Here is a 25,092-nt window from a genome sequence, read left to right as displayed (position 1 = left end):
ACGACAAAAAAAAAACCTAAACCGCTTATCTCCGCCCCGTAAAGGGGGAAAGAAGCGGTTTAGGTTTTGCCTGATTAAACAGTCACAATCCTCTTAGCTGGGAGAATATTTCCTTACTGGCCGGGAAATAACAAGCAATGGTGTGAGGAGGATGTGTAATTCGTGAGCCGGATCTGGTTTTATTCGCAGACTGATACGTTTTTTAACGGTTATCGTTCACACGCCCATTTTGCATCGGCTCAGGCTCAGGCTAGACTGTATCATATTGATAATATTAAATGCGGAGTGGCTGTGGACGTCATTGAAGGTAAAGATCTACAGATATCGGACGCCATAATTTCCTGCCAGCTTGATGGCAAAGGTGGGTTAATTCCCATTGACGATAAAGATGTGATTCACTGCGATAAGCCCTGCTGGCTGCACCTGAATTATACCCACCGTGAAAGTGCAGACTGGCTGGTGTCCACTCCGCTGTTGCCTGACGCGGTGCGGGATGCGCTGGGCGGCGACAGCATGCGTCCGCGCGTGAACCGTCTGGGGGATGGCACCATGATTACGCTACGCAGCGTGAACCTGAACAGCGAGTCACGTCCGGACCAGCTGGTGGTGATCCGCGTATTTATTAACGACAGGCTGATTGTTTCCACCCGTCAGCGTAAAGTTTTCGCGATTGATGAAGTCCTGACCGACCTGCAAAACGGTAATGGGCCGGTGAATGGCGGAAGCTGGCTGGTGGAGGTTTGCGATGCACTGACCGATCATACCAGTGAATTTATCGAGCAGCTGCATGATAAAATTATCGATCTTGAGGATGCCGTGGTGGACCAGCAGGTGCCGCCAAGAGGAGAGCTGGCGTTGATCCGCAAGCAGTTAATCATTATGCGTCGCTATATGGCTCCGCAGCGCGACGTATTTTCCCGTATCGCCAGTGAGCGCCTGCCGTGGATGAGTGATGATGATCGCCGTCGTATGCAGGATATTTCCGACCGGTTAGGGCGTGGGTTGGACGATCTGGATGCCAGCGTGGCGAGGACGGCAGTGCTGGCCGACGAAATCAGCACCGTCATGGCGGAAGCGATGAACCGACGCACTTACACTATGTCGTTACTGGCGATGGTCTTCCTGCCCACCACCTTCCTTACCGGGCTGTTTGGCGTCAACCTTGGCGGCATTCCTGGCGGAGGCTGGCACTATGGCTTTGGCGCATTCTGCTTGCTGTTAGTATTACTGGTGCTGGGTGTTGCGTGGTGGTTAAGGCGACGTAAATGGTTATAGAAAGTACAGCAGGCATTATGGGAAAGGGCGTAAAAGGGGCCTTAAAGCTGATCAACATCAATAAAAACCCGTCACAGCTGAGGCAAACTCTTTTTCGCAGGTGAATGCAACGTCAAGCGATGGGCGTTGCGCTCCATATTGTCTTACTTCCTTTTTTGAATTACTGCATAGCACATTTGATTCGTACAAGCCGGTGATTACCGGCTTTTTTTTGTGCATTTGCCAGCACTGGCCAGCGTGCCTATGCTTAAGGTTCATGCCAGAAAAGAGGAGGAAGACATGAATTCAGCCATGAAAATGGATACTCCACGAGCTTCTGAGATCCCCACCGAACCTGTTCCGATCCCCGAGCCCATCCCGACACCACAACCGATGCCCGATCCGCCGCCCTCCGATCCGGATCCGATCCTTGACCCACCACCCCATATGTAAGAATACTCAGCCGGTTGGCAGGTAAGGCTGCCAACCGGCCAGTTGATACCTTCACCACCGTTCGACAGGGCGCACTCTGTTTCAACCTTTTCTAAAAAAAAGTATAATTGCCCGAAATCAGTCAGGTACAGGTTGCATCCGTGCAGTCTTCAAATTTAAATATGATGAATCAAGAAGATACAAGAAAAGACACCCTCGAGTTCAATAAGCTGCAGAAGCGCCTGAGGCGAAACGTCGGCAATGCCATCACCGATTACAACATGATCGAAGAGGGCGATGTGGTGATGGCCTGCATGAGCGGCGGCAAAGATTCGTTCGCCATGCTGGACATTCTGCTCAGTCTGAAAAAAGCCGCCCCGATTCGTTTCGAGGTGATTGCCGTCAATCTGGACCAGAAACAGCCGGGCTTCCCGGAGCATATTCTGCCAGCCTATCTCAGCAGTCTTGATATCCCTTATTATATTGTGGATAAAGACACTTATTCCGTGGTGAAAGAGAAGATTCCGGAAGGCAAGACAACCTGCGGATTATGTTCACGCCTGCGCAGGGGAACGCTGTACTCCTTTGCTGAGAAAATTGGCGCGACCAAAATTGCACTGGGTCACCATATGGATGACATCGTTGAGACGCTGTTCCTGAATATGTTTCACGGCGCGAAAATGAAGGCAATGCCTCCCAAGTTGCGTTCCGATGATGGACGTAACGTGGTGATCAGGCCGCTGACCTATTGCCGTGAAAAAGATTTGATCCGCTACGCGGAACAGAAAGACTTCCCGATTATCCCCTGTAATCTTTGTGGTTCTCAGGAGAATCTACAGCGCCAGGCGGTGAAAGGGATGCTGACAGAATGGGACCGTAAGGATCCGGGCCGCGTGGAAAGCGTGTTTAAATCCCTGCAGCATGTCAGCCCAAGCCAGCTGGCTGATAAAAACCTGTTTGATTTTGAACAGCTGCCGCTGGACCGTACCGGAGACAGGGCGGAATATGCCTTTACCGAGGCAACGGTCTCTTCAACCAATATTGACGAGTCTCTCTTTATTAACGTCGCCAATATCTGAATCTGAAGCGATTAAAAAAGGCCGCTGCAGGTGATATGCAGCGGCCTTTTTATTTGGTCAGTCAGATTATCCCAGCCAGTAAACCATCACCGCAGCGAAAATACAGTAACCACCAAACAGGTGCCATCTGTCATGCTCCAGCCAGCGAGAAAGCCAGCGCAGTGCCAGCAGGCCCGCGAGGAAACTGAATACCATACCGATCAGAGAAGGAACCACTACGCCGTGCATTGCACCGGTCGCAGCTCCCGCTCCGGATGTCACGGCAGCCTGACCGTCTTTGTAAACCCGATAAACTTCTTTCACGATCACTGCCGGAGTCAGCACTACGGCCAGTGCGAAACTGAACTCCTCCACACGCTTGCGGGCTACACCGGCCGACAGACCGGCAGAAATTGTTGCCCCGGAGCGTGAGAAACCCCGGAAGGGCAGACACAGCCCCTGGACCACACCAATAATCGCCGCACTTTTCAGCGTTAATTCGCCGTCTTTCTTTTCTTTAAGTTTCGAAGAAACAATAATCAGTATCCCTGCCGCCAGCAAACCGCAGGCAATCAGGGTACTGTTGCCAAATAACATTTCAATCTGGAAGCCGGGATGGATTTTCGCATAATAAGATTCAATTGCCTTCATTAATATCAGGCCGACAATGCCGGTACAGAGCGTCGCAAGGATAATTAATATCGCGTTCTTTTTAAAAGCCTGACCTGAGCTGAAATAAGTCTCCACCCAACTTTTCCAGAAATAAACAATGACGGCAAACATGGTTCCTGTGTGTAACATCACCAGAAGGAGTGTCATGTCCGGTGCGCTGGGGTCCAGTCCCAGTAACTTTTCTGTCATAATCACGTGCGCCGAGCTGGAAACGGGCAACAGTTCGGCCAGCCCCTGAACAACAGCAAGCAACAGTACATGGAAAAAACTCACGGCGTACTCCCTTTATTACAAAAGCTGAAGACGAAAATAAACCTGCTGCAGAAATGCAATGAAAGATTATCACAGCAATAAATTCTTACTCATAAGTTAATTCTTAAATGCAAAGAAGTATGTTTCCGTTTCTTTCCATGGTTACAAGGTGTCATTCATTTAAGTTTTAAATTCATTGCTGCATTTAAACCCATTCTTAACGCTAATTTAATTCTGTTTAAGGTTTATTTAAGGAAAGGGCATTATCGCAGCAATAATTAAACAACCCGGCCTGTTCTGCACATTCTCTCTGTGGCCTAATGGCCATCCCGGGAGAAAACCGCCCGTGCCTGTAACGGCTGGCAACGGTTTTCTGCTACACTCAGCCACAATCCTCCCTCCGGTTTTCTCAGAGAGTAATTTGTGACCGCTTTTTCAACCCTGACTTCACTACCAGCCAGCCAGATCGATAATCTGAACGAACTTGGCTACCACACCATGACCCCGATTCAGGCAGCGGCGCTGCCGGCTATTCTGGAAGGGCGTGACGTTCGCGCGCAGGCCAAAACCGGCAGTGGCAAAACAGCAGCCTTCGGGCTTGGCGTGATGCAGCGCATAGATGCCACTCAGTTTGTCACCCAGTCGCTGGTGCTGTGCCCGACCCGGGAGCTGGCCGATCAGGTGGCTAAAGAGCTGCGTCGTCTGGCGCGCTTTACCGCCAACATCAAAATTCTTACCCTTTGCGGCGGGCAGCCAATGGGCGCTCAGCGGGACTCGCTGGTGCATGCGCCGCACATTGTGGTGGGCACTCCTGGCCGTATCCTCGATCACCTGCAGCGTGAGACGCTAAAGCTGGACCAGTTGAAAACACTGGTGCTGGATGAGGCGGATCGGATGCTGGAGATGGGTTTTCGCGATGATATTGATACGGTAATGGGTCATTGCCCGGCATCACGTCAGACGCTGCTGTTTTCCGCGACCTGGCCGCAGGATATTGCGAAGATCAGCCAGCGTATTCAACGCGACCCGCTGACCGTGGAAACCGACGTTGTTTCGGATTTGCCGGCGATTGAGCAGAAGTTTTATGAAGCCAGCGCCCGTGAGAAGCTGCCCGCGCTGATTGGTTTACTCAGTGAGCAGAAGCCATCGTCCTGCGTGGTGTTCTGTAACACCAAACGTGAATGCGATGACATTGCCCACACGCTGGAGAACAGTCAGATCAGCGCGCTGGCGCTGCATGGCGATCTGGAGCAGCGTGACCGCGATCAGGTGCTGATCCGCTTCGCTAACGGCAGCTGCCGGGTGCTGGTGGCTACGGATGTCGCGGCCCGTGGGCTGGATATTAAGTCGCTGGCCATGGTGGTGAACTATCAGCTCTCTTTCGACCCGGAAGTACACGTTCACCGCATTGGTCGTACTGCCCGTGCCGGTGCAGAAGGGTCAGCGATCAGCTTCGTCTCGCCCGATGAGATGGTGCGTGCTCATGCGCTGGAAGAGTTCCTGGCTCAGAAGCTGAGCTGGGATGGCGTTTCGGCGCTGAAAGCGGTCAGGCCCCAGCCGCTGCTGGCTGAAATGGCAACGCTGAGCATTGACGGCGGCAAGAAAGCGAAAATTCGTCCGGGGGATATTCTCGGTGCGCTGACCGGAGAGGCCGGTCTGAGCGGTGATGCGATTGGTAAAATTGATATTGCGGCAACTCAGGCGTACGTGGCTATCCGTCACGACAGCGCCCGTCAGGCAATGAAGCAGCTGCAACAGGTTAAAATCAAAGGTAAATCCTGCCGGGCACGTCTGCTGAAATAGTTTGACTGACCAGCAAAAAAACAAGGCCAGAAAATCTGGCCTTGTTTAGCTTCAAATCACATCTTTATCACTTCTGGCGGCTGTGCCAGCAGCGACGCAGACTCTGCCATCAGCGTTTTAAAGTGTGCCTGGTCACCGTGGAAATCGACGGCTGCCGCGTCTTTCCAGGTCTCATGGAACAGGAATACGTTGCCATCTTCCACGCTGCGGTACAGATCGTAATGCAGACAGCCTTCTTCCGCGCGGGCTGGCTTCACCCCGGCATTCAGCACTCTCTTCAACTCATCGGCTTTGCCGGCTCTGGCGATAAACTTCGCCACGATACGAACGTTTTTATCGGTCATGCTGTTCTCCTTTATCACCTTTGGCAGGCAGGCCAGAATCCGGCCTGTTCAACGTTCTTCAGCTCTCTGCTTTTCCGGCCATCTGCGCCAGACGCTGATAATTACGCTGAGCTTGTTCACTGGCATCATGCCGCAATTTTTTCGCCACTTCAGGCTGTTGCGCATTCAACCGGCGGAAACGCTGCTCGTTCATCAGTGCCATTTCCAGCTCACTGGACGGCGCGCGCGAATCCAGCGACAGGGGAACTTTACCCTCGTCGGCACGACGTGGATCAAAGCGGTAGAGCGGCCAGAAGCCGCTGCTGGTCAATTGACGCATCTGATCGTGGCTGAGTGCGAGGTCGTAGCCATGCTCTTCGCACGGGCTGTAAGCAATGATCAGCGACGGACCATCATAAGCCTCAGCCTCCTGAATGGCCTTGACGGTCTGGTTCAGCTGCGCCCCCAGCGAAATCTGCGCCACATACACATGGCCGTACATCATTATGCTAACGCCCAAATCTTTCCTGGCCTTACGCTTCCCATGCTCTCCAAACTTGGTCACCGCGCCCAGTGGGGTAGCCTTGGAAGCCTGACCACCGGTATTGGAGTAGCACTGCGTGTCCAGCACCAGGATATTGACATTCTCAGTCAGGCTCAGCACGTGGTCCAGCCCGCCAAAGCCGATGTCATAAGCCCAGCCGTCACCGCCAATCAGCCAGATTGATTTGTCGACCAGCGCATCGGCACTGGCAACCAGCTGCCGGGCTTCTTCACTGCTATCCGCAGAGAGTGTGGATCGTAACCCGGCAATCAATTCACGCTGGCGATCAACGGTGACAGTGTCACTTTGTAGTTCCTCTGCCAGCTGGCCAGGCAGGCGATCGGCCAGAGAATCCAGTAGCCGGCTCACACGTCGACGGTGCTGATCCACCGTCAGACGGAACCCCAGCCCGAACTCCGCATTGTCTTCAAACAGTGAATTAGCCCAGGCCGGACCTCGTCCCTCCGCATTGGTGGTGTAAGGTGTGGAGGGCAGATTGCCACCATAAATCGAGGAGCAACCGGTCGCGTTGGCGATCAGCAGGCGGTCACCATACAGCTGGGTCAGCAGCTTGATATAGGGTGTTTCGCCACAGCCGGAACAGGCCCCGGAGTATTCGAACAGCGGGGTGATCAGCTGCGAGGTACGGATATCAATACGTTCCAGCTCAGCCGCAGTGATTTCCGGCATCTGCAGGAAGAAGTCGTAATTAATTTTCTCCTCTTCCACATGCTCGAGGCGTGGCAGCATATTGATGGCTTTCACCGATGGATCCTGGCGGTCTTTGGCCGGGCAGACTTCCACGCACAGATTGCAACCGGTACAGTCTTCCGGTGCCACCTGCAGCACGTATTTCTGGCCTTTCATGTCGCGGGATTTTACATCCAGCGACTGCAGCGCCGATGGGGCATCCGTCAGTTCGTCTGGCTGAACCACTTTGGCGCGGATTGCCGAGTGCGGGCAGGCCGCCACGCAGTGGTTACATTGGGTACACAGGTCTGGCTTCCAGATGGGGATCGCTTCGGCGATATTGCGTTTTTCCCAGCGGGTGGTGCCCACCGGCCAGGTGCCATCTGGCGGCAAAGCGGAAACCGGCAGGGCATCGCCCAGCCCGGCCAGCATCGCCGCCGTGACTGTTTTGACAAAATCCGGCGCGGCATCGGACACAACCGGCGGACGATGCGGGCTTTGCGTGTCCACCTCCTGTAGCCCGACCGGCTGCACAGCCTTGAGTGCGGCAGCCAGCGCCTGCCAGTTGCGCTCCACCAGCTCCTGACCTTTGCTGCTGTAGCTGCGGGCGATGGCGTTCTGCAGCTCAGTCAGCGCAATATCGCCGGGCAGGATTTGGGTCAGATGGAAGAAGGCCATTTGCATGACGGTGTTAATACGTGCGCCCAGCTGGCATTCACGGGCTATCTTTGCAGCATTGACCACGAACAGTCGGGCCTGTTTCTGACGCAGTTCGCTCTGCACTTCCTGCGGCAGCCGGTGCCAGACGTCACCGGCGTCGTACGGGGTGTTCAGGAGGAAGATACCGCCAGGTTTGAGCTTCTCCGCCATCTGGTATTTATCGATAAATTGCAGCTGATGGCAGCCGACAAAATCGGCCTGCTCAATAAGATAAGCGGAGTTGATCGGCTGCTGGCTGACGCGCAGATGGGAAACCGTCAGACCCCCGGCTTTCTTGGAGTCATAAACGAAATAGCCCTGGGCAAACAACGGCGTGGCGTTGCCGATGATTTTGATGTTGTTCTTGGTGGCTGAGACGCTGCCGTCGCTGCCCAGCCCGTAAAACAGTGCCTCAAGCTGAGCATGAGAAGGCAGAGTTTCGTCCGGCAGTGGCAGGGACAGATGGGTCACATCATCATAAATACCCACCGTAAAGCGCGGCGGCGGCGAGGGTTGCGCAAGGGCGTTAAACACCGCCAGTACACAGCGGGGATCGAACTCCTTCGAAGAGAGACCGTAACGGCCACCGATAACGCGGGGCAGCGTTTCCCGTTCACCCAGACTCCAGGCTTCGGCCAGCGCGGTCATCACGTCAAGGAACAGCGGTTCTGCCTGAGCGCCTGGCTCTTTAGTGCGGTCGAGCACGGCAATGTTCCTGGCAGAGTGTGGGATTGCCGCCAGCAAATGGCAGGCGGAGAAGGGCCGGAACAGCCGGACTTTGACCATACTCACTTTTTCACCGCGTTTCAGCAACTCATCGATCACTTCTTCACAGGTCCCCGAAGCCGATCCCATCAGCACAAGGACTCTTTCGGCCCGGGGATGACCGTAATACTCGAAAGGCTGGTATCGCCGTCCCGTTTCCTGCGCAAAATCATCCATCGCTTTCTCAACGTGGGCAAAAGTGGCGTTGTACCAGGGATTGGTTGCCTCACGGGACTGGAAATAGGTATCCGGATTAGCAGAGGTTCCGCGTATCACCGGATTGTCCGGCGTCAGCGCGCGCTGGCGATGCTGGTCAATAGCCTGCTGCGGCATCAGCTTACGCAGTGTTTCATCGCTTAACGGGGCAATTTTGTTGATTTCATGAGAGGTGCGGAAGCCGTCGAAGAAATGAATAAAGGGCACGCGGCTGTTCAGCGCGGCCATTTGTGAAATCAACGCAAAATCCTGCGCTTCCTGCACGTTTCCTGCCGAAAGCATCGCACATCCGGTTTGCCTGACCGCCATCACATCTGAATGATCGCCAAAGATGGAGAGCGCGTGGGTGGCAACGGTTCGCGCCGCCACGTGGAGCACGAAGGGGGTCAGTTGTCCCGCCAGCTTATAAAGAGTTGGGATCATCAGCAGCAAACCCTGCGATGAAGTAAACGAGGTGGAAAGGGCACCGGTCTGTAAAGCACCATGCACGGTGGCAATTGCGCCAGCCTCGGACTGCATCTCAACCACGCGGGGCACGTCACCCCAGATATTACACCGGCCATCACCGGCCCAGGCATCGGCCTGTTCGGCCATCGTGGAGCTGGGAGTAATAGGATAAATAGCGATGACTTCACTGGTGCGAAAAGCAACGGAAGCGGCTGCGTTGTTACCGTCGGTTGTGATCATAAAAGGTCCGTAAACTTAATAACGCGAAGAAACTGCCATGCTGACAGTGAGGTTATTAGAAGTTTAGCAAACCTGCCCGAGACGACTTTGACCTGAGTGCGTCGTCAGGGAGCAAACGCACCGGCGGATAAATCTGGCGATTTTTAATGCATTTCTACCGACGCTACGCCTTTTATTTCCAGAAGTGAGTCGTAGATCTGGTGCGGGGCAATCTTGCGTGACAGGGTCACATCAATCATCATTTCACACAGTCCGGACTCAGCGTCCCGGTTAACCACCGAAACCTGCCCGGTACGCACCCGCTCTTTCTCCAGCGCTATCAGCACCATCGGCACGCTCTTCGGTTTGAGATGGAAAACCAGCGTGTGATGACGGCCGATGATCCAGTGGCTGATGCGACGGAAAGTTTCCAGCACGATCAGCGCCAGCAGGGTGCCATAGATCCCTATCTCATACAGCCCGCTACCAATGACCAGCCCGATGGCCGCCGTGACCCACAATCCGGCAGCGGTGGTCAGGCCTTTGACAACCTGTTTCTGAATAATGATGGTGCCGGCACCCAGAAAGCCCATCCCGCTGACCACCTGAGCCGCAATGCGGCTTGGATCCAGCCCGATATGGGTCTGGCTGAGAATATCGTCAAATCCGTATTTGGAGACGATCATAAACATGGCGCTGCCGATACCCACCAGAATATGGGTACGCAGACCGGCCTCTTTAGCCCTCAACTGGCGTTCCAGGCCAATTAATCCCCCCAGCGCCCCCGCCAGCGCAATCCGCAAAAGAAGATCCATTAACATAAGCTATCCTTTTGTTTTAAAGTGATGTTTAGTCCTGCTTCGGGGCTATTTATAAAATAAGACCAGAAGCTATTGCTATTTTACTGCTTTTAATTTGGTAAATATTCGTGACAGCTCTCGACCCGCTCTGGTTCGTAGCTTATGCTGGCTTTCTGCCTGTTTATCAATCCCGGAGTTTCTGAATGAAAGCAGCGACCTTTCTGCTTGTGGGTGCCGCGCTATTGCTGTCTGGCTGCAGTAGCGATACCGACAACGAACCGCCGCAACAAGCAACCGCCGCACACGCGCCACCGCGGGTGGTGATGTCCAGCCTCGCTGAAAGCGCCTGCTCGAATGCCGGAGGAACATTGGCCCTCTCGCGTCAGCTGGATGGCAGTGCGATCGGGATGTGCCAGTTAGCTAATGGTCGCCGCTGTGGTGAAAGTGCGCTGGCCAGCGGCAGTTGCGCACGCTGACACCAGTGTAGTCAGTCAGGCCGGAGAAACCGGCCTGAAGTCGCATAAATCAGACCTTCAGCTCATTCGGGCAGGACTGGCCGTTTTCCAGCAGGCGCAGGTTTTCCAGCGTGGTTTCAGCAATGCTGGTCAGTGCTTCAGCCGTAAGAAAAGCCTGGTGACCGGTAAACAGTACGTTGTGGCATGAGGAAAGGCGGCGGAACACGTCATCCTGGATAACATCGTTTGACTTATCTTCAAAGAACAGATCGCGCTCATTCTCATATACATCCATGCCCAGCGATCCGATTTTCTGCATTTTTAGCGCATCAATAGCCGCCTGCGAATCAATCAGGCCACCCCGACTGGTATTGATAATCATCACGCCATCTTTCATCTGCTTAAATGCTGACATATTCAGCAAATGATTATTTTCCGCTGTCAGAGGACAGTGCAGAGAAATCACGTCTGACTCTTTGAACAGCGTATTCAGATCGACATACTCTGCGCCCAGCTCCAGTGCCAGTGGGTTTGGATAGGGATCGAAGGCCAGCAGACGCATGCCGAAGCCTTTCAGTATGCGCAGAGCGGCGATACCTATTTTGCCGGTGCCGATCACTCCGGCAGTGCGGCCATGCATATTAAAGCCAATCAAACCTTCCAGAGAGAAGTTGGCATCGCGGGTGCGCTGATAAGCGCGGTGGATGCGGCGATTCAGCGTCATCATCATGCCAACAGCATGCTCGGCGACCGCTTCCGGAGAGTAGGCGGGAACGCGAACAACTTTGATCCCGAACTCTTTAGCTGCTTCCAAATCGACGTTATTAAATCCGGCACAGCGCAGCGCCACAAATTTAACCCCCAGCTCCGCCAGCTCTTCCAGCACTGCGCGGTTGCCATCATCATTAACGAAGAGACAGACGCCCTCGCAGCCAGTGGCCGTTTTGGCCGTTTTCTCAGTCAGCAGAAAGTCAAAAAACTCCAGTTCATAACCGTAGGCTGCGTTGACCTGCTCGATTGATTTCCGGTCGTACTGTTTGGTGCTGTAAACCGCGAGCTTCATTATCCCTCTCCTGTGACCGTAAGGTTAAAATTGCCTGAGTTAATAGTAACACGGGATATAACGTGCCATCATTCAGCCCTATGATATTCACGGAAAGAACGGAATTTTTACTGTCATGACCCGGGGCTGGAAGCTGTTTACTGCGGCGGTAGCGGCATTGCTGTTGTTGATGGCGGCACTGTTGCTCACTGTCACCCACTGGCTGCCACGACTGGCGGGGATATGGCTGCCTGCGGAGACCTCAATCCGTCTGGATGGCAACCCGCGCTGGAGCAATGGGGGGATCGCTCTGTCCGGCGTTCATTATCGCGTGGGGGAGTGTGAACTGGCCACCGTCAGCGACTTGTCTCTGAAGCGGGCTGGAGGTCGCTGGCACCTTAACGCTGGCAAGGTGGATGTGGACAGCGAATGCGCGAGCAAACTTCCCCAAACCGATCAACCCACAGCGCCCAAATCACTGGCCGAGTGGCAGGCGATGCTGCCTGCAGCAGAGGTTACGGTGGGACAACTGACCCTCACCCCCTGGCAAACCTGGGCCGGTTCGCTGCAGCTGAACCTGGATGGGCAGCAGCAAAAAATCAGCTATCAGGGTAAAAATGTTTCCCTGCAGGCTGAGTTACAGGGGCAGGAGCTGGCTATCCGGTCTCTGGTCCTGCAAGCGCCCGGGGTGCCGCAGCCAGTCAAAATAGCCGGAACCCTTTCTTTACCGAAAATCCCGGATTCATTGCCAGCCGCCGGTATGCTGACCGCAGACCTGGCGATGGAGGGCATTCCTGCTCCTCTGAGCGCAAAACTCAACTGGCAGCAGGATAAGGGCGAACTGGTGGTAATCCAGCAGAATGAAGCGACGCCGCTGGTTTCCCTGCCGTGGCAGGTTTCAGCCGACCGCATCAGCATTCAGCAGGGGCAGTGGCGCTGGCCCTATGCCGCACAACCCTTATCCGGTGGCGTTAACCTGACGCTGGGTCACTGGCAGCAGGGCCTTCCCGCCACCGACATCAGCGGACGGCTGAATGTGCTGACTCAGGGGCGCGGCGGTAAGGGTAACGTGGTGCTGACGCTTGGACCAGGCAGGCTGGACTGGATCAACAGTCAGCTGCCGTTCCGGGTTACCGGCGACGCGAAAATGGCGCAGCTGCTTTTCTTTGCCGGTATTCCTGGTGAGGTGCAGGGGCCATTGCTCGATCCGAAACTGTCTCTTAAACCGGGTTCGCTGCTGAGAATGCGCGGCCGTCTGCTTTCCACGCTGGAAGTGGATGAAGCCCGCTGGCCACTTTCCGGTCTGACCGTTTCTTCTGCGGGCATCGACGGACGGCTGCAGGCGATCCTGACCGCGCACGATCCGACCATGGGCCGCTTCAGGCTGCATCTTGATGGCCGGGCAACCGATTTCTGGCCGGACAAAGGGCAGTGGCAGTGGCGATACTGGGGGGATGGCCTGATGGCACCCCTGTCCGCAAAGTGGGATGTCAGCGGGCGCGGGCGCTGGGAGGATCGGCTGATTGAGCTGGCGTCACTGTCGACCGGCTTTGACCAGATTGATTACGGCAGCGTCAATGTTCATGCCCCCAGGCTGAAGCTGGATGACCCCATACGCTGGCAGCGCGATCCGGAAAATCCCTCCTTCTCGGGCAAACTCCGGCTTGATGCGCAGCAAACCTCCTTCAGCAGCGGAGGTTATTTGCCACCAGCCACGCTGACGCTGACGCTGGCGCTGAAGGGGCACGATCCGGCCAGTTTCCTGTATAACGGCACGCTCGAAGCCAGGCCTATCGGACCGGTACGTGTGCAGGGGCGCTGGGATGGTGAGCGTCTGCGCGGACAGGCATGGTGGCCGCAGCAGCCGCTGAGTGTATTCCAGCCACTGCTCAGTGACGATCTCAAAATGAAAATTCAGGGCGGTACCCTTAAAGCCCAGGTGGCGTTCTCTGCTGCCAGCGATCAGGGCTTTGAAGCGGGAGGCCACTGGGCGGTGAGAGATGGCAGCGTGTGGATGACGGATAATCAGTTCAACGGCATCGACTTCTCGCTGCCGTTCAGGCTGAAAGCTCACCAGTGGTACTTTGGTGCCAGAGGGCCGGTTTCGCTGCGAATCAAAGAGATTACCAATCAGTTTGCCCTGCAAAATATTACCGCCGATCTGCAGGGTTGGTATCCATGGAACGCCCGTCAGCCGCTGCGCCTGACCCATGTCGGTGTGGACGTGCTGGGCGGTAAAATGAGCCTGGAAAGCCTGCAAATGCCCCAGACCGAAGCCGCCACACTGCGGCTGAAAAACATCAGCATGAGTGAGCTGGTCACCGCCATCCGCCCGAAGCAGATTGCCATGTCCGGCCATATCAATGCCGCACTGCCGCTGTGGCTCAATGACTCGCGCTGGCTGGTGAAGGACGGCTGGGTTGCCAACAGCGGGCCGCTGACCGTGCGGCTGGATAAAGACTTTGCCGACGCGCTTTCGGCCAATAACCTCGCTGCCGGTGCGGCAATGGACTGGCTGCGTTATATGGAAATTTCACGCAGCTGGGCCACGCTGGATATCGATAATCTTGGTCAGATGACGCTGAAGGCGCAGGTTAACGGTACCAGCCGCTTTAGTGATAAGAACCAGCGAGTGTCACTGAACTACTCGCAGCAGGAAAACCTGTTCCAGCTCTGGCGCAGCCTGCGCTTTGGCGATAACTTGCAATCCTGGGTGGAACAGAATGCCACCCTGCCGACGCAGAAGGAAAACACAAATGAAACGCATTAGCCTGCTGATGCCTGCCGGAATACTGCTGCTCAGCGGCTGTGTTCCCCGCATTGAGGTGGCTGCTCCGAAGGAACCGATCACTATCAATATGAACGTGAAAATTGAGCACGAGATCCATATCAAGGTCGACAAAGACGTTGAGGCACTGCTGAAAAACCAGAGCGGTCTGTTCTGAGGAGAAAAAATGAAACAGCTGAAAAGTTTGCTGCTGGTGTGGTTACTGATCTCCCCGGCGGTGATGGCGCTGACGCTGGATGAAGCCAGAAAGCAGGGACGGGTGGGGGAAACGCTGTCCGGCTACATTGCGCCTGTTAAGCAGGACGGTGACACGCTGGCGCTGGTGGAACGCATTAACCAGGGCCGCAGGCAGCAGTACGACGCGCTGGCACAGAAAAATAACCTCACCAGCGTTGAAGTAGCCCGCATTGCTGGCCAGAAACTGGTTGAACGCGCCGCTCCCGGCGAATATGTCCGCGGAATTAACGGGCAATGGCTGCAGAAAACGCCATAAAAAAAAGCAGCCAGATGGCTGCCTTCTCTCAAACCTCAACGTCACTTAAGCAGCAACGATCTGCTTCAGCACGTCTTTCGCGTCGTTAGCGGCTTTGGTGGCCACTTCTGGTCCGTACGCGATGCCTTCAGCGAAGACAAATTTCACGTCTGACATGCCCAGGAAGCCCAGGAACAGCTTCAGATAAGGGGTCAGCAAATCGCTTGGGGTATCTTTATGAATGCCACCACGGCTGGAAATAACCACCACTTTCTTACCGGTAACCAGGCCTTCCGGACCGTTTTCGCTGTAGCGGAAAGTCACGCCTGCACGGGCAACCAGGTCGAAATAATTTTTCAGCTGGGTTGGGATGTTAAAATTGTACATTGGCGCGGTAATAACGATGGTGTCGTGAGCCTGCAGCTCAGCAATCAGCTCGTTGGACAGGTCCAGTGCTTCCTGCTGACGTGGAGTCAGGGTAGCATCGGAAGGACGCAGAGCACCAACCAGTTCGCCGTCCAGTACCGGGATTGGGTTCGCAGCCAGGTCACGTACGGTGATTTCATCGCTGCCGTGAGAAGCTTTCCACTCTTCAACAAAGTGATCGGCCAGCTGGTTGGACTGAGAGTAACCGGCAAGAATACTGGATTTCAGAACTAAAACTTTGCTCATGATAATTTCCTGTGTGTTATGCGGAAGGCCTTCCGCTCAATGATTTACACTCTATGAGGAAACCTCAGCGAGTGATAGTTCAATATTCTGAGGCCTATGTTCGAATTTACTGAACAAGCTTACCTGCCTGGGGGCCTGGCTAAGTGATTGTCTGTGCTACACTACGCAAAATTTTGACAACCGAATCATCAGAATCAGCCAGTCTGCTGGCGACTAGCGAGCTTTAAACTTTATGTCTGATACACCTCATTCGCCACTGGCGGCACTCTCACCGCGCCTTGACTCGCTGATGCTGCGCGACCGCCAGCGTCTGCTCAAACGCCTGCACGGTGCAAAAAAAGTGAAGAATCCTGAGGCACAGCAGGCGATAGCCGAAGAGCTGAGCGGAGAGATCGCCATCGCTGAGCTGCGGATCAGCCAGCGCCGCGCGGCTACGCCAGTCATCCGCTATCCGGAAAATCTGCCGGTCAGCCAGAAGAAGCAGGAAATTGCCGATGCCATCCGCGACCATCAGGTGGTGATTGTGGCGGGTGAAACCGGCTCCGGTAAAACCACTCAGCTGCCGAAAATCTGTCTTGAGCTGGGCAGGGGGATTACCGGGTTGATTGGCCACACGCAGCCACGTCGTCTGGCTGCCCGTACCGTTGCCGACCGTATCGCAGACGAGCTGGAAACCACGCTTGGTGGCTGCATCGGCTATAAGGTGCGCTTTAACGATCAGGTCGGTGAAACCACTCAGGTTAAACTGATGACCGACGGTATTCTGCTGGCCGAAATCCAGCAGGATCGCCTGCTGATGCAGTACGACACCATCATTATCGATGAGGCGCACGAGCGCAGCCTGAACATCGACTTCCTGCTGGGTTATCTGCGCGAGCTGCTGCCGCGTCGTCCGGATTTAAAGGTCATCATTACCTCTGCGACCATCGATCCGCAGCGCTTCTCAAAGCACTTCCACCACGCCCCAGTGATTGAGGTTTCTGGCAGAACTTATCCGGTTGAAGTTCGCTATCGTCCCATTGTGGAAGAGGCCGACGATACCGATCGCGACCAGCTGCAGGCTATTTTTGACGCTGTGGATGAGCTGGGTAACGAAAGCCGCGGCGACATTCTGATCTTTATGAGCGGTGAGCGCGAAATCCGTGATACCGCCGACGCACTGAATCGTCGCGATATGCCGCACACCGAGATCCTGCCGCTGTATGCCAGATTATCGAATGCCGAGCAGAATCGCGTATTTCAGTCGCACACGGGGCGTCGCATTGTGCTGGCGACCAACGTGGCGGAAACGTCACTGACCGTGCCGGGCATTAAATATGTCATCGATCCGGGGACGGCACGTATCAGCCGCTACAGCTTCCGCACCAAGGTGCAGCGCCTGCCAATTGAGCCAGTTTCTCAGGCTTCGGCCAACCAGCGCAAAGGTCGCTGCGGCAGGGTTTCTGAAGGGATTTGTATTCGTCTCTATTCCGAAGACGATTTCCTCAGCCGCCCGGAGTTTACCGATCCGGAAATTCTGCGCACCAACCTGGCGTCGGTCATCCTGCAGATGACGGCGCTGGGCCTGGGCGATATCAGTGCGTTTCCTTTTGTTGAGGCACCGGACAAACGTAATATTCAGGATGGCGTCAGGCTGCTGGAAGAACTGGGGGCGATTACCCAGAGCGACGATCAGCACTATAAACTGACGCCCTCAGGGCGTACGCTTGCTCAATTGCCGGTCGATCCGCGGTTGGCGAAAATGGTGCTGGAAGCGCAGAAGTATGCCTGTACGCGCGAGGTGATGATCATTACTTCCGCGCTTTCCATTCAGGATCCGCGTGAGCGCCCGGTGGAAAAACAGCAGGCATCTGACGAGAAACACCGCAGGTTTGCTGACAAAGAGTCTGATTTTCTTTCGTTTGTGAATCTGTGGGACTATCTGCAGGAGCAGCAAAAATCGCTCTCTTCCAGCCAGTTTCGCCGCCTGTGCAAGACCGATTACCTGAACTACCTGCGAGTGCGCGAATGGCAGGATATTTACACCCAGCTGCGCCAGGTTGTGCGTGAGCTGGGGACCCCGCTGAACAGCGAACCAGCCGATTTCCGTGGCGTGCACACGGCGCTGCTGACCGGCCTGCTGTCGCATATCGGGCAGAAAGATGCTGAAAAGCAGGAGTTCACCGGCGCACGCAACGCCCGCTTCTCGATTTTCCCAGGATCGGGTTTATTTAAAAAACCGCCGAAGTGGACGATGGTTGCCGAACTGGTGGAAACCAGTCGCCTGTGGGGACGCATTGCCGCCCGCATCGATCCGGAATGGATCGAGCCTGTTGCGCAGCATCTGATCAAACGCAGCTACAGTGAACCACACTGGGAAAAAGCCCAGGGCGCAGTCATGGCCAGCGAGAAAGTCACGCTGTACGGGCTGCCGATCGTTGCCGCGCGTAAGGTAAATTACAGCCAGATCGATCCGGCACTGTCGCGTGAGCTGTTTATCCGCCATGCGCTGGTCGAGGGAGACTGGCAGACCCGCCATGCCTTCTTCCGGGCTAACCTCAGGCTGCGTGAAGAGGTCGAGGAGCTGGAGCATAAATCCCGCCGCCGCGACATCCTGGTGGATGAAGAGACGCTGTTCAACTTCTACGACCAGCGCATTCCGCATGAGGTGGTGTCCGCGCGTCATTTTGACAGCTGGTGGAAGAAAGCCAGCCGCGAAGCGCCGGAGCAGCTGAATTTCGCCAAAGAGATGCTGATCAAAGAGGGCGCGGACAATGTCAGCAAGCTTGATTACCCAAACTTCTGGCAGCAGGGCAACCTCAAGCTGCGCCTGAGTTATCAGTTCGAGCCGGGCACTGATGCCGATGGCGTGACGGTGCACATTCCGCTGCCGCTGCTTAATCAGGTGGAAGAGAACGGATTTGAATGGCAGATCCCCGGCCTGCGTCGTGACCTGGTGATTGCGTTGATCAAGTCACTGCCCAAACCGATACGTCGAAACTTTGTTCCGGCACCGAACTATGCCGAAGCTTTCCTTGGCCGCGTTGCCCCACTGGAATTGCCGCTGATGGAAGCGCTGGAGCGCGAATTCCGTCGGATGAGCGGGGTAACCATTGAACGCGAAGCCTGGCAATGGGATCAGGTGCCCGATCACCTTAAAATGACTTTCCGCGTGGTGGATGAGAACAACCGCAAACTGAGTGAAGGCCGTGACCTCTCAGCGCTGAAGGTGGAACTGAAAGGTAAGGTTCAGGAAACGCTGTCGAAAGTCGCGGATGACGGGCTGGAACAGAGTGGCCTGCACATCTGGAGCTTTGGCAACCTGCCCGATCACTTCGAGCAGAAGCGCGGCAACTACAGCGTCAAAGCCTGGCCCGCACTGGTGGATGAAAAAGACAGCGTGGCGATCCGCCTGTTCGATTCTCAGCATGAACAGCAGAAAGCGATGTGGCGTGGGCAGCGCAGGCTGCTGTTACTGAACATCCCGTCGCCGATTAAATATCTGCACGAGAAACTGCCGAACAAGGCCAAGCTGGGGCTGTACTTTAACCCTTATGGCAAAGTGCTGGATTTGATTGATGACTGCATAGCATGCGGCGTTGACAAGCTGATCGCGGAACATGGCGGCCCAACCTGGCAGGAAGAGGAGTTCACTAAGCTGCACGATAAGGTGCGCGCCGGGCTGAATGATACGGTGGTGGATATCGCCAAAAAAGTGGAGCAGATCCTCACTTCAGTGTTCAACATCAATAAGCGCCTGAAAGGTCGGGTGGATATGGCAATGGCCCTTGCGCTGTCTGACGTCAAAGCGCAGATGGGCGGACTGGTCTATCGCGGGTTTGTCACGCAGAACGGCTGGAAACGTCTGTCAGATACGCTGCGTTACCTGAATGCGATTGAGCGCCGTCTGGAAAAGCTGCCGGTGGACCCAAACAGCGACCGGGCCAGAATGCTGAAGGTGGAAAAGATTCAGCAGTCATGGAGCAGCTGGTTTAACAAACTGCCTGCTGTGCGCAAGGATGATGAAGACGTGCAGGATGTTCGCTGGATGATTGAGGAACTGCGGGTCAGCTTATTCGCCCAGCAGCTGGGTACGCCTTATCCGGTTTCCGAGAAGCGTATTCAGCAGGCAATGGATGAGATCGTGCTCTGACAGAGATGGCCTGCGCTGGAAGCGCAGGCCCATCACCACTCAGCCTGATTTTGTCCGGCGGCTGCCGGGCCTGAAGCCGTGAGTGCGGGCTGACCACGCAATAACAAAACCCGCCAGCAACAGCAGCAGCATCACCGGAGGAAAGGCAGACGTTCCCCACCAGTTGAGCAGTGCTCCACCTGCCAGACCACCGCCAGCAATCGCGCTGTTCCACGCCACCACGTTCATCGACAGCGCCACGTCTGCACCGTCTCCTGCCGTATCGGCCAGCGCGGTTTGCAGCAGAGTGGCTGCGCCACCAAAGGTCAGTCCCCATACCGCAACGCCAATACAGATGAACAGAGCAGAGCCGGATAACCAGATAAACAGTAAAGCGATCAGAGCAAAAGTCGCCAGGCTGACCAGCACGGCGGGGCGAAGATAATGATCGACAAGACGCCCGACGATAAAGATGGCTACCAGTGCCGCCACTCCAAACGTCAGCAGCACCCAGTCCACCTGGTGCAGTAGCCCTGCCTGCCGGATAAACGGTGCAATATAGGTATAAAGAATGTTGTGTGCGAGCATCCAGGCAATCACCACCGCGAGCACGGGCTTCACGCCGGGAGTGGTAAAGACCTTACGTAATGGCAGCCGGTCCTGACTGGCCTGTCCGGGATAATCCGGCACTTTCGCCAGCACCCAGACAATCAGGATAAGCGTCAGAGCCGACATCACGCTGAAGGTGCTACGCCAGCCAGCGACACCGCCCAGCCAGGTTCCCAGCGGCACACCCAAAGATAAGGCGATGGGTGTGCCAACCATCGCCACGGCCAGCGCTTTGCCCTGCTGTGCGGGGGGGACCATACGGCGTGCGTAACCAGCCAGCAGGCTCCAGGCCAGCCCGGCAGCCACGCCAGCGAAAAATCTCGCCGTCAGCGTCAACCAGTAGCTGGAAGACCATGCCGTCACTGAATTGAAGATCAGGAATCCGGCGATGGTCATCAGCAATACCGTGCGCCGACGCCAGCCCTGAGTTGCAATGGTCAGCGGAATGGCCGCCAGCAGGGAACCCAGAGCGTAGGCGGTTACCGTCTGCCCGGCCAGAGAACTGGAAACATTCAGCCCCAGCGCCATCTGCGGCAGTAGTCCGGCAGGCAGTGTTTCGGTGATGATGCAAATAAATCCGGTCATCGCCAGGGCAAGGAGGGGAGCCATTGGTAGCCGGTTCTCCTCTTTACTGGCCTTTGAGGCGTGTCGGGTTGTCATCGTTTTCCTCAGTGTCATAAAAATCCCCATCTGAACTGAATGCTTGTTTTGTATCGATTGGTATGTATTTGAGTGAGAAAACCTCATGACGGACGAGGTAGACGAAAGCCAAACGGAATCGCTTGCTGAAATATATATACCGATCGGTACGTTAATCGGGTGGAGTTGGATTGTCAAACACATCTGTATCGATTAGTATACCTGTCAATTGAACAGGTCAGTTTCCGGAGATCACCATGGCCACAATGGGACGTCCGCGCACCTTCGACCGCGATCGTGCAATCGAACAGGCGCTGCATATCTTCTGGCAGAACGGCTATGAATCCACTTCGCTCAGCCAGTTAAAAGCGGGTATCGGTAACGGCATCACTGCCCCCAGTTTTTACGCGGCCTTTGCTTCGAAAGAGGCGCTGTTCGGGGAGTGTGTGCAACGTTATCTGCATACCTATGCCAGAGTCACCGATCCCTTGTGGGATTCGGCATTGACACCACGCGACGCGATCGAAACCGCGCTGCGTCACTCCGCCAAAATGCAGTGTGAGCGGGGGCATCCTAAAGGGTGCATGGTGGCACTTGGGATCCTGAGTGCGCCTTCTGAAGTGAACAAGTCGGTAACAGAACCACTCACTCGTTCACGCGAGCGGACCCGTGCGGGCATTAAGGCCTGTGTGCAGCGGGGGGTAGAGAGCGGAGAGTTACGTACAGGCGTTGATGTGCGTGCCCTGACCACAGTTTTTGACTCTTTCCTGCTTGGATTGTCGACGCTGGCGCGCGATGGTGTACCTCTGGCGGCGATGAACGCAGGCATCGCACAAATCATGACGGTCTGGGATGCCTCTTGTCAGCACGTTTAAGAATGGAGTCACTCGTCCCTGAGTCTGCTTACTGCGCCAGCGCTTCCAGATTATCGCGGAAGGCCGTAACGGCTATCGCCCGGTTATCGGCCAGATAACGGTCTTTCGCTGCCGGTGCTGAGCTTTGCACCGCAATCAGCTGCCATGCATTGTCCACCTTCATTAACAGCGGAGAACCGCTGTCGCCAGGCAGGGTATCGCACTGGTGCGAGAGCACGCCTTTCTGTGCCCAACCGGTGACCAGGCAATCGCTGTGAGAATAGAGCGTGTCCAGATGATCCAGAGGATAACCAGCCTGGGTCACACGTCGCGAGGCAGTTTTCAGCGCGGCTGCAAGATCGCTGCGGCTGCCATCAAATAACGGCAAAGGCGTAATGCCCGAAGGCGGATTCCTTAAAATTATCAGGCCGTAATCATAAGGAGCGGCGGAAGAAGGGACGATCCAGCCTTCGCCATCGGCCTTGAGTTTTTTACCCAGTTCCGGATCGACGCGGCTAATAATGTCGTGGATTTCATAGCGCCAGCCGCCTTTGCCGTTGGAGATAAAACGCAACGCGATGGCCTTGTCGAGTTTACCCGGAGGGGCGAACAGACAGTGTCCGGCAGTTAACGCCAGATGAGCAGATATCAGGGTGGCGGTGCAGAGGTTACCGCTGGCGGTTTCCAGCTGGCCAATGGCTTCCCAGGGTTGTGTCGCCGTTTCGGTGATCGCCTTGCGGTCATCTTTCCCGAAGAACAGCGTTTTGACTTCCGCCGGGCTTGGGCCTTCATCATCATCGTCAGCATGGGCATAAAACGAAAAGGCTAAACATCCGATTAAAAAAACAGCAGTCAGGCGCATATCTCTCTCTGAGTGGAGAATTATTGGAAAGTGTCGGAACCACCAGTGACGATAACTATAGTCGGATAGTGAGAAAAAAGGGAGTTGAATATTGGAATATCAGTAAGCAGAGTATTAAAGATAGAAGCTGACAGCGACAACGCCGCAGAGGATCATTAAACCCAGGATAATTTCGAATAAATAGCGACGCACCATCATCCGATACTCCAGAAAGAAACACCCGGACGAACCGGGTGTTTAAGTTATCAGTCTTGAGAGGGAGCAAGGCTCCCGCTTCATCAGTTATGCTTTAGGGGCAGCGGATTTTTTAGCCACTTTTTTGTGATGAACTTTTTTAGCAGCCTGAGCTTTCTGAGCTACTGGCTTTTTAGCTACTTTTTTGTGGTGTACTTTTTTAGCGGCCTGAGCTTTCTGAGCTGCTGGTTTTTTAGCTACTTTCTTGTGATGCACTTTTTTAGCGGCCTGAGCTTTCTGCGCTACAGGTTTTTTAGCTGCTTTTTTGTGGTGCTTTTTGGCAGCCTGAGCTTTCTGGGCAGCGGCTTTCTTTGCCACTTTCTTATGATGTACTTTTTTAGCAGCCTGAGCTTTCGCAGGTACAGCTGAAGTCGTGGTAGCAGCAGGAGCAGCTGGAGCAGCGGTGGTTTCAGCTGCGAAAGCAACTGAAGACAGACCCATAGCAGCGGCTACAACCAGAGCAAATAATTTTTTCATTGCAAAACCCTCAAAGTTTATTTCACGTGTCAGCCCACTGCGGGGCCGGTGAAACAAATATATGAGATAGCGATGATGGTTTCCGTGAGTGATTGGTATCGGCGTGTAACCGATTGTACAAAGCAGAGAGGGGAGCGAAAAACTGAGGATATACAGCATTGCGGCCCCAGCATAAAGGTTTATGGCAGTGACCGCAATCCATCAGCCTGCTACCGGTTGTTGAGGTAGCGGTTTTCAAGATGCTGTTTAAAATACAGCGGGTTAAGATCTTCACCGGTGGCATTTTCAATCAGCTGGCGGGTACTGAAGCGGCTGCCGTGCTGCCAGATATTCTGTTCCAGCCAGTCAAATACCGGCTGCAGATTGCCTTCACGCAGCAGCTCGCTGACCTGAGGTAACGCTTTTTTCACTCCCTGAAACAGCTGAGCAGCGTACATTGCGCCCAGTGTATACGTTGGGAAATAACCAAATGCGCCATCAGTCCAGTGAATATCCTGCATACAACCATCGCGATAATTGCCGGTGGTATCAATACCCAACAGGGATTGCATCTGTTCCTGCCACAGCGCCGGAATATCATCGACCTCAATTTCTCCACCAATCAGCGCTTTTTCGATTTCATAGCGCAGAATGATATGTGCCGGATAGCTGACCTCATCAGCATCCACACGGATCAGGCCAGGCTTCACACGCTGATTCAGAGCGATAAAGTTGGTTTGCTCCAGCGCCGTTTGATCGCCCAGCAGCAGCTTTACATGTGGCAGCAGCAGGTTAAGAAATTCTGCGCTGCGGCCCAGCTGTTTCTCAAAAAACAGGCTCTGGGATTCATGAATTGCCGTGGAGCGTGCATGGGCAACCGGCTGGCCTGCCCACTGTTTGGGCAGATTTTGCTCGTAACGGGCATGTCCGGTTTCGTGGATGACTCCCATCATCGCGCTGGTGAATTCGTTCTCGTTGTATCGCGTAGTAATGCGGACATCTTCCGGCACGCCACCACAGAACGGGTGCGCACTGACGTCCAGCCGCCCGGCGTTAAAATCAAAATTCAGCAGCTTCATAATCGCCAGTCCCAACTGTTTCTGGGATTCAACCGCAAACGGGCCGACCGGGATATCAACCGTCTCCTGCGCCTGCTTGTCAACGATGCGCTGAAGCAGGGAAGGCAGCCACTGTTTGATTTCACCAAATGTCTGATCCAGCCTGGCGCTGGTCATTCCCGGTTCGAAAACGGACAGCAACGCATCATAACGTGTGCAGCCGTTGGCCTGCGCGCGGATCTCCGCTTCCTCGCGGCTCAGCTTTACCACCTCTTTAAGGTTTGCGGAGAATCCCTGCCAGTCATTGGCCGGGCGCTGCTGACGCCAGGCGTGCTCACAGCGGGAGCCGGCAACCGATTTGGCTTCCACCAGCGAGGCCGGAAGCAGGGAAGCCTGCTGCCAGGCACGCTGCATTTCGGACAGGTTGGCACGCTCAACATCATTCAGTTGATCCTGTGCCGCTTCTTCCAGCCACTGGCCGACCTTTTTGTCGGTCAGAATTTCATGCTGTAGCACGCTCAGTTCAGCCAGTGCAGCCCCACGGGCGCTGCTGCCACCTGGCGGCATCATGGTCATCATATCCCAGCCGGTGATGGCGGAAAGATGGCTGAACCGGGACAGGCGGGTGAAGGTTTTCGTCAGATTAGCGTAGGCAGATGACATGGG

General features: G+C 55.0%; 19 protein-coding genes. 9 read left to right on the top strand and 10 right to left on the bottom strand.

Annotated elements, in window-relative coordinates; genetic code table 11:
- Positions 1 to 291 precede the first annotated feature (291 nt).
- Both zntB and ttcA read left to right on the top strand, forming a co-directional pair.
- Positions 292 to 1,275, top strand: a complete 984-nt coding sequence (gene zntB, locus GSQ70_RS05125; protein ID WP_158781552.1) for a zinc transporter ZntB — start codon at positions 292 to 294, stop codon at positions 1,273 to 1,275.
- A gap of 596 nt (positions 1,276 to 1,871) precedes the next feature.
- Positions 1,872 to 2,765 (top strand): tRNA 2-thiocytidine(32) synthetase TtcA, encoded by an 894-nt coding sequence (ttcA, locus tag GSQ70_RS05120; protein ID WP_158785224.1) that lies wholly within the window; start codon positions 1,872 to 1,874, stop codon positions 2,763 to 2,765.
- A 66-nt stretch (positions 2,766 to 2,831) separates the two neighbouring features.
- Here ttcA and GSQ70_RS05115 read toward each other — a convergent pair whose 3' ends face one another.
- Complete coding sequence (locus tag GSQ70_RS05115; protein WP_158781551.1) at positions 2,832 to 3,689, bottom strand: undecaprenyl-diphosphate phosphatase; 858 nt, start codon at positions 3,687 to 3,689, stop codon at positions 2,832 to 2,834.
- 402 nt (positions 3,690 to 4,091) lie between these two features.
- Here GSQ70_RS05115 and dbpA point away from each other — a divergent pair, with 402 nt between their 5' ends.
- Positions 4,092 to 5,471: an ATP-dependent RNA helicase DbpA gene (gene dbpA, locus GSQ70_RS05110; RefSeq protein ID WP_158781550.1), complete on the top strand. Its 1,380-nt coding sequence runs from the start codon at positions 4,092 to 4,094 to the stop codon at positions 5,469 to 5,471.
- Between the two features lie 56 nt (positions 5,472 to 5,527).
- Here dbpA and GSQ70_RS05105 read toward each other — a convergent pair whose 3' ends face one another.
- The 3 genes from GSQ70_RS05105 to GSQ70_RS05095 form a co-directional block, all read right to left on the bottom strand.
- On the bottom strand, positions 5,528 to 5,815 hold the full coding sequence (locus GSQ70_RS05105) for a putative quinol monooxygenase (protein WP_158781549.1): 288 nt from the start codon (positions 5,813 to 5,815) through the stop codon (positions 5,528 to 5,530).
- A 58-nt stretch (positions 5,816 to 5,873) separates the two neighbouring features.
- The gene (gene nifJ / locus GSQ70_RS05100; RefSeq protein WP_158781548.1) at positions 5,874 to 9,395 is read right to left on the bottom strand and encodes a pyruvate:ferredoxin (flavodoxin) oxidoreductase; all 3,522 of its coding nucleotides are present in this window, start codon (positions 9,393 to 9,395) and stop codon (positions 5,874 to 5,876) included.
- A gap of 143 nt (positions 9,396 to 9,538) precedes the next feature.
- A complete protein-coding gene (locus tag GSQ70_RS05095) occupies positions 9,539 to 10,195 on the bottom strand; it encodes an MgtC/SapB family protein (RefSeq protein WP_158781547.1) in 657 nt (218 codons plus the stop codon).
- Between the two features lie 182 nt (positions 10,196 to 10,377).
- Here GSQ70_RS05095 and GSQ70_RS05090 point away from each other — a divergent pair, with 182 nt between their 5' ends.
- The gene (locus GSQ70_RS05090) at positions 10,378 to 10,650 is read left to right on the top strand and encodes a DUF333 domain-containing protein (RefSeq protein ID WP_158781546.1); all 273 of its coding nucleotides are present in this window, start codon (positions 10,378 to 10,380) and stop codon (positions 10,648 to 10,650) included.
- A gap of 49 nt (positions 10,651 to 10,699) precedes the next feature.
- Here GSQ70_RS05090 and GSQ70_RS05085 read toward each other — a convergent pair whose 3' ends face one another.
- The gene (locus GSQ70_RS05085; protein WP_158781545.1) at positions 10,700 to 11,692 is read right to left on the bottom strand and encodes a 2-hydroxyacid dehydrogenase; all 993 of its coding nucleotides are present in this window, start codon (positions 11,690 to 11,692) and stop codon (positions 10,700 to 10,702) included.
- A gap of 115 nt (positions 11,693 to 11,807) precedes the next feature.
- Between GSQ70_RS05085 and GSQ70_RS05080 the strand changes: the two genes are divergently transcribed.
- From GSQ70_RS05080 to GSQ70_RS05070, 3 genes are read left to right on the top strand one after another with little or no spacing between them, the layout of a single operon-like run.
- On the top strand, positions 11,808 to 14,441 hold the full coding sequence (locus GSQ70_RS05080; protein WP_158781544.1) for a YdbH family protein: 2,634 nt from the start codon (positions 11,808 to 11,810) through the stop codon (positions 14,439 to 14,441).
- Positions 14,428 to 14,616 carry a YnbE family lipoprotein gene (locus tag GSQ70_RS05075; RefSeq protein ID WP_041692015.1) on the top strand — a complete coding sequence of 63 codons (189 nt, stop codon included), beginning with the start codon at positions 14,428 to 14,430 and terminating at the stop codon, positions 14,614 to 14,616. Before GSQ70_RS05080 ends, GSQ70_RS05075 begins: the two co-directional genes overlap by 14 nt.
- Before the next feature lie 9 nt (positions 14,617 to 14,625).
- Complete coding sequence (locus GSQ70_RS05070) at positions 14,626 to 14,952, top strand: YdbL family protein (protein ID WP_158781543.1); 327 nt, start codon at positions 14,626 to 14,628, stop codon at positions 14,950 to 14,952.
- Between the two features lie 45 nt (positions 14,953 to 14,997).
- Here the strand turns inward: GSQ70_RS05070 and GSQ70_RS05065 are convergent, their stop codons facing one another.
- Positions 14,998 to 15,603, bottom strand: coding sequence for an FMN-dependent NADH-azoreductase (locus GSQ70_RS05065; RefSeq protein ID WP_158781542.1), 606 nt, complete (start codon positions 15,601 to 15,603; stop codon positions 14,998 to 15,000).
- Between the two features lie 232 nt (positions 15,604 to 15,835).
- On the opposite strand from GSQ70_RS05065, the gene hrpA reads away from it, so the two are divergent.
- Entirely contained in the window at positions 15,836 to 19,735 is a 3,900-nt protein-coding gene (gene hrpA, locus GSQ70_RS05060; protein ID WP_158781541.1) for an ATP-dependent RNA helicase HrpA, read from the top strand.
- A gap of 39 nt (positions 19,736 to 19,774) precedes the next feature.
- On the opposite strand, the gene GSQ70_RS05055 is transcribed toward hrpA, so the two are convergent.
- Positions 19,775 to 21,166 (bottom strand): MFS transporter, encoded by a 1,392-nt coding sequence (locus tag GSQ70_RS05055; protein WP_158781540.1) that lies wholly within the window; start codon positions 21,164 to 21,166, stop codon positions 19,775 to 19,777.
- Positions 21,167 to 21,219: 53 nt separating this feature from the next.
- On the opposite strand from GSQ70_RS05055, the gene GSQ70_RS05050 reads away from it, so the two are divergent.
- Positions 21,220 to 21,837 carry a TetR/AcrR family transcriptional regulator gene (locus tag GSQ70_RS05050; protein WP_158781539.1) on the top strand — a complete coding sequence of 206 codons (618 nt, stop codon included), beginning with the start codon at positions 21,220 to 21,222 and terminating at the stop codon, positions 21,835 to 21,837.
- 28 nt (positions 21,838 to 21,865) lie between these two features.
- On the opposite strand, the gene GSQ70_RS05045 is transcribed toward GSQ70_RS05050, so the two are convergent.
- The 3 genes from GSQ70_RS05045 to GSQ70_RS05035 form a co-directional block, all read right to left on the bottom strand.
- Positions 21,866 to 22,678: a serine protease gene (locus GSQ70_RS05045; RefSeq protein ID WP_158781538.1), complete on the bottom strand. Its 813-nt coding sequence runs from the start codon at positions 22,676 to 22,678 to the stop codon at positions 21,866 to 21,868.
- Positions 22,679 to 22,960: 282 nt separating this feature from the next.
- The gene (asr, locus tag GSQ70_RS05040) at positions 22,961 to 23,389 is read right to left on the bottom strand and encodes an acid resistance repetitive basic protein Asr (protein ID WP_158781537.1); all 429 of its coding nucleotides are present in this window, start codon (positions 23,387 to 23,389) and stop codon (positions 22,961 to 22,963) included.
- A 209-nt stretch (positions 23,390 to 23,598) separates the two neighbouring features.
- Positions 23,599 to 25,089, bottom strand: a complete 1,491-nt coding sequence (locus GSQ70_RS05035) for a carboxypeptidase M32 (protein WP_158781536.1) — start codon at positions 25,087 to 25,089, stop codon at positions 23,599 to 23,601.
- Between the last annotated feature and the right edge of the window lie 3 nt (positions 25,090 to 25,092).

The organism is Pantoea sp. BAV 3049 (assembly GCF_009765445.1).
Lineage (GTDB): Bacteria > Pseudomonadota > Gammaproteobacteria > Enterobacterales > Enterobacteriaceae > Erwinia.
The sequence above is the reverse complement of the archived record's forward strand: the minus strand, read 5'-3'. Positions and strand labels throughout refer to the sequence as shown.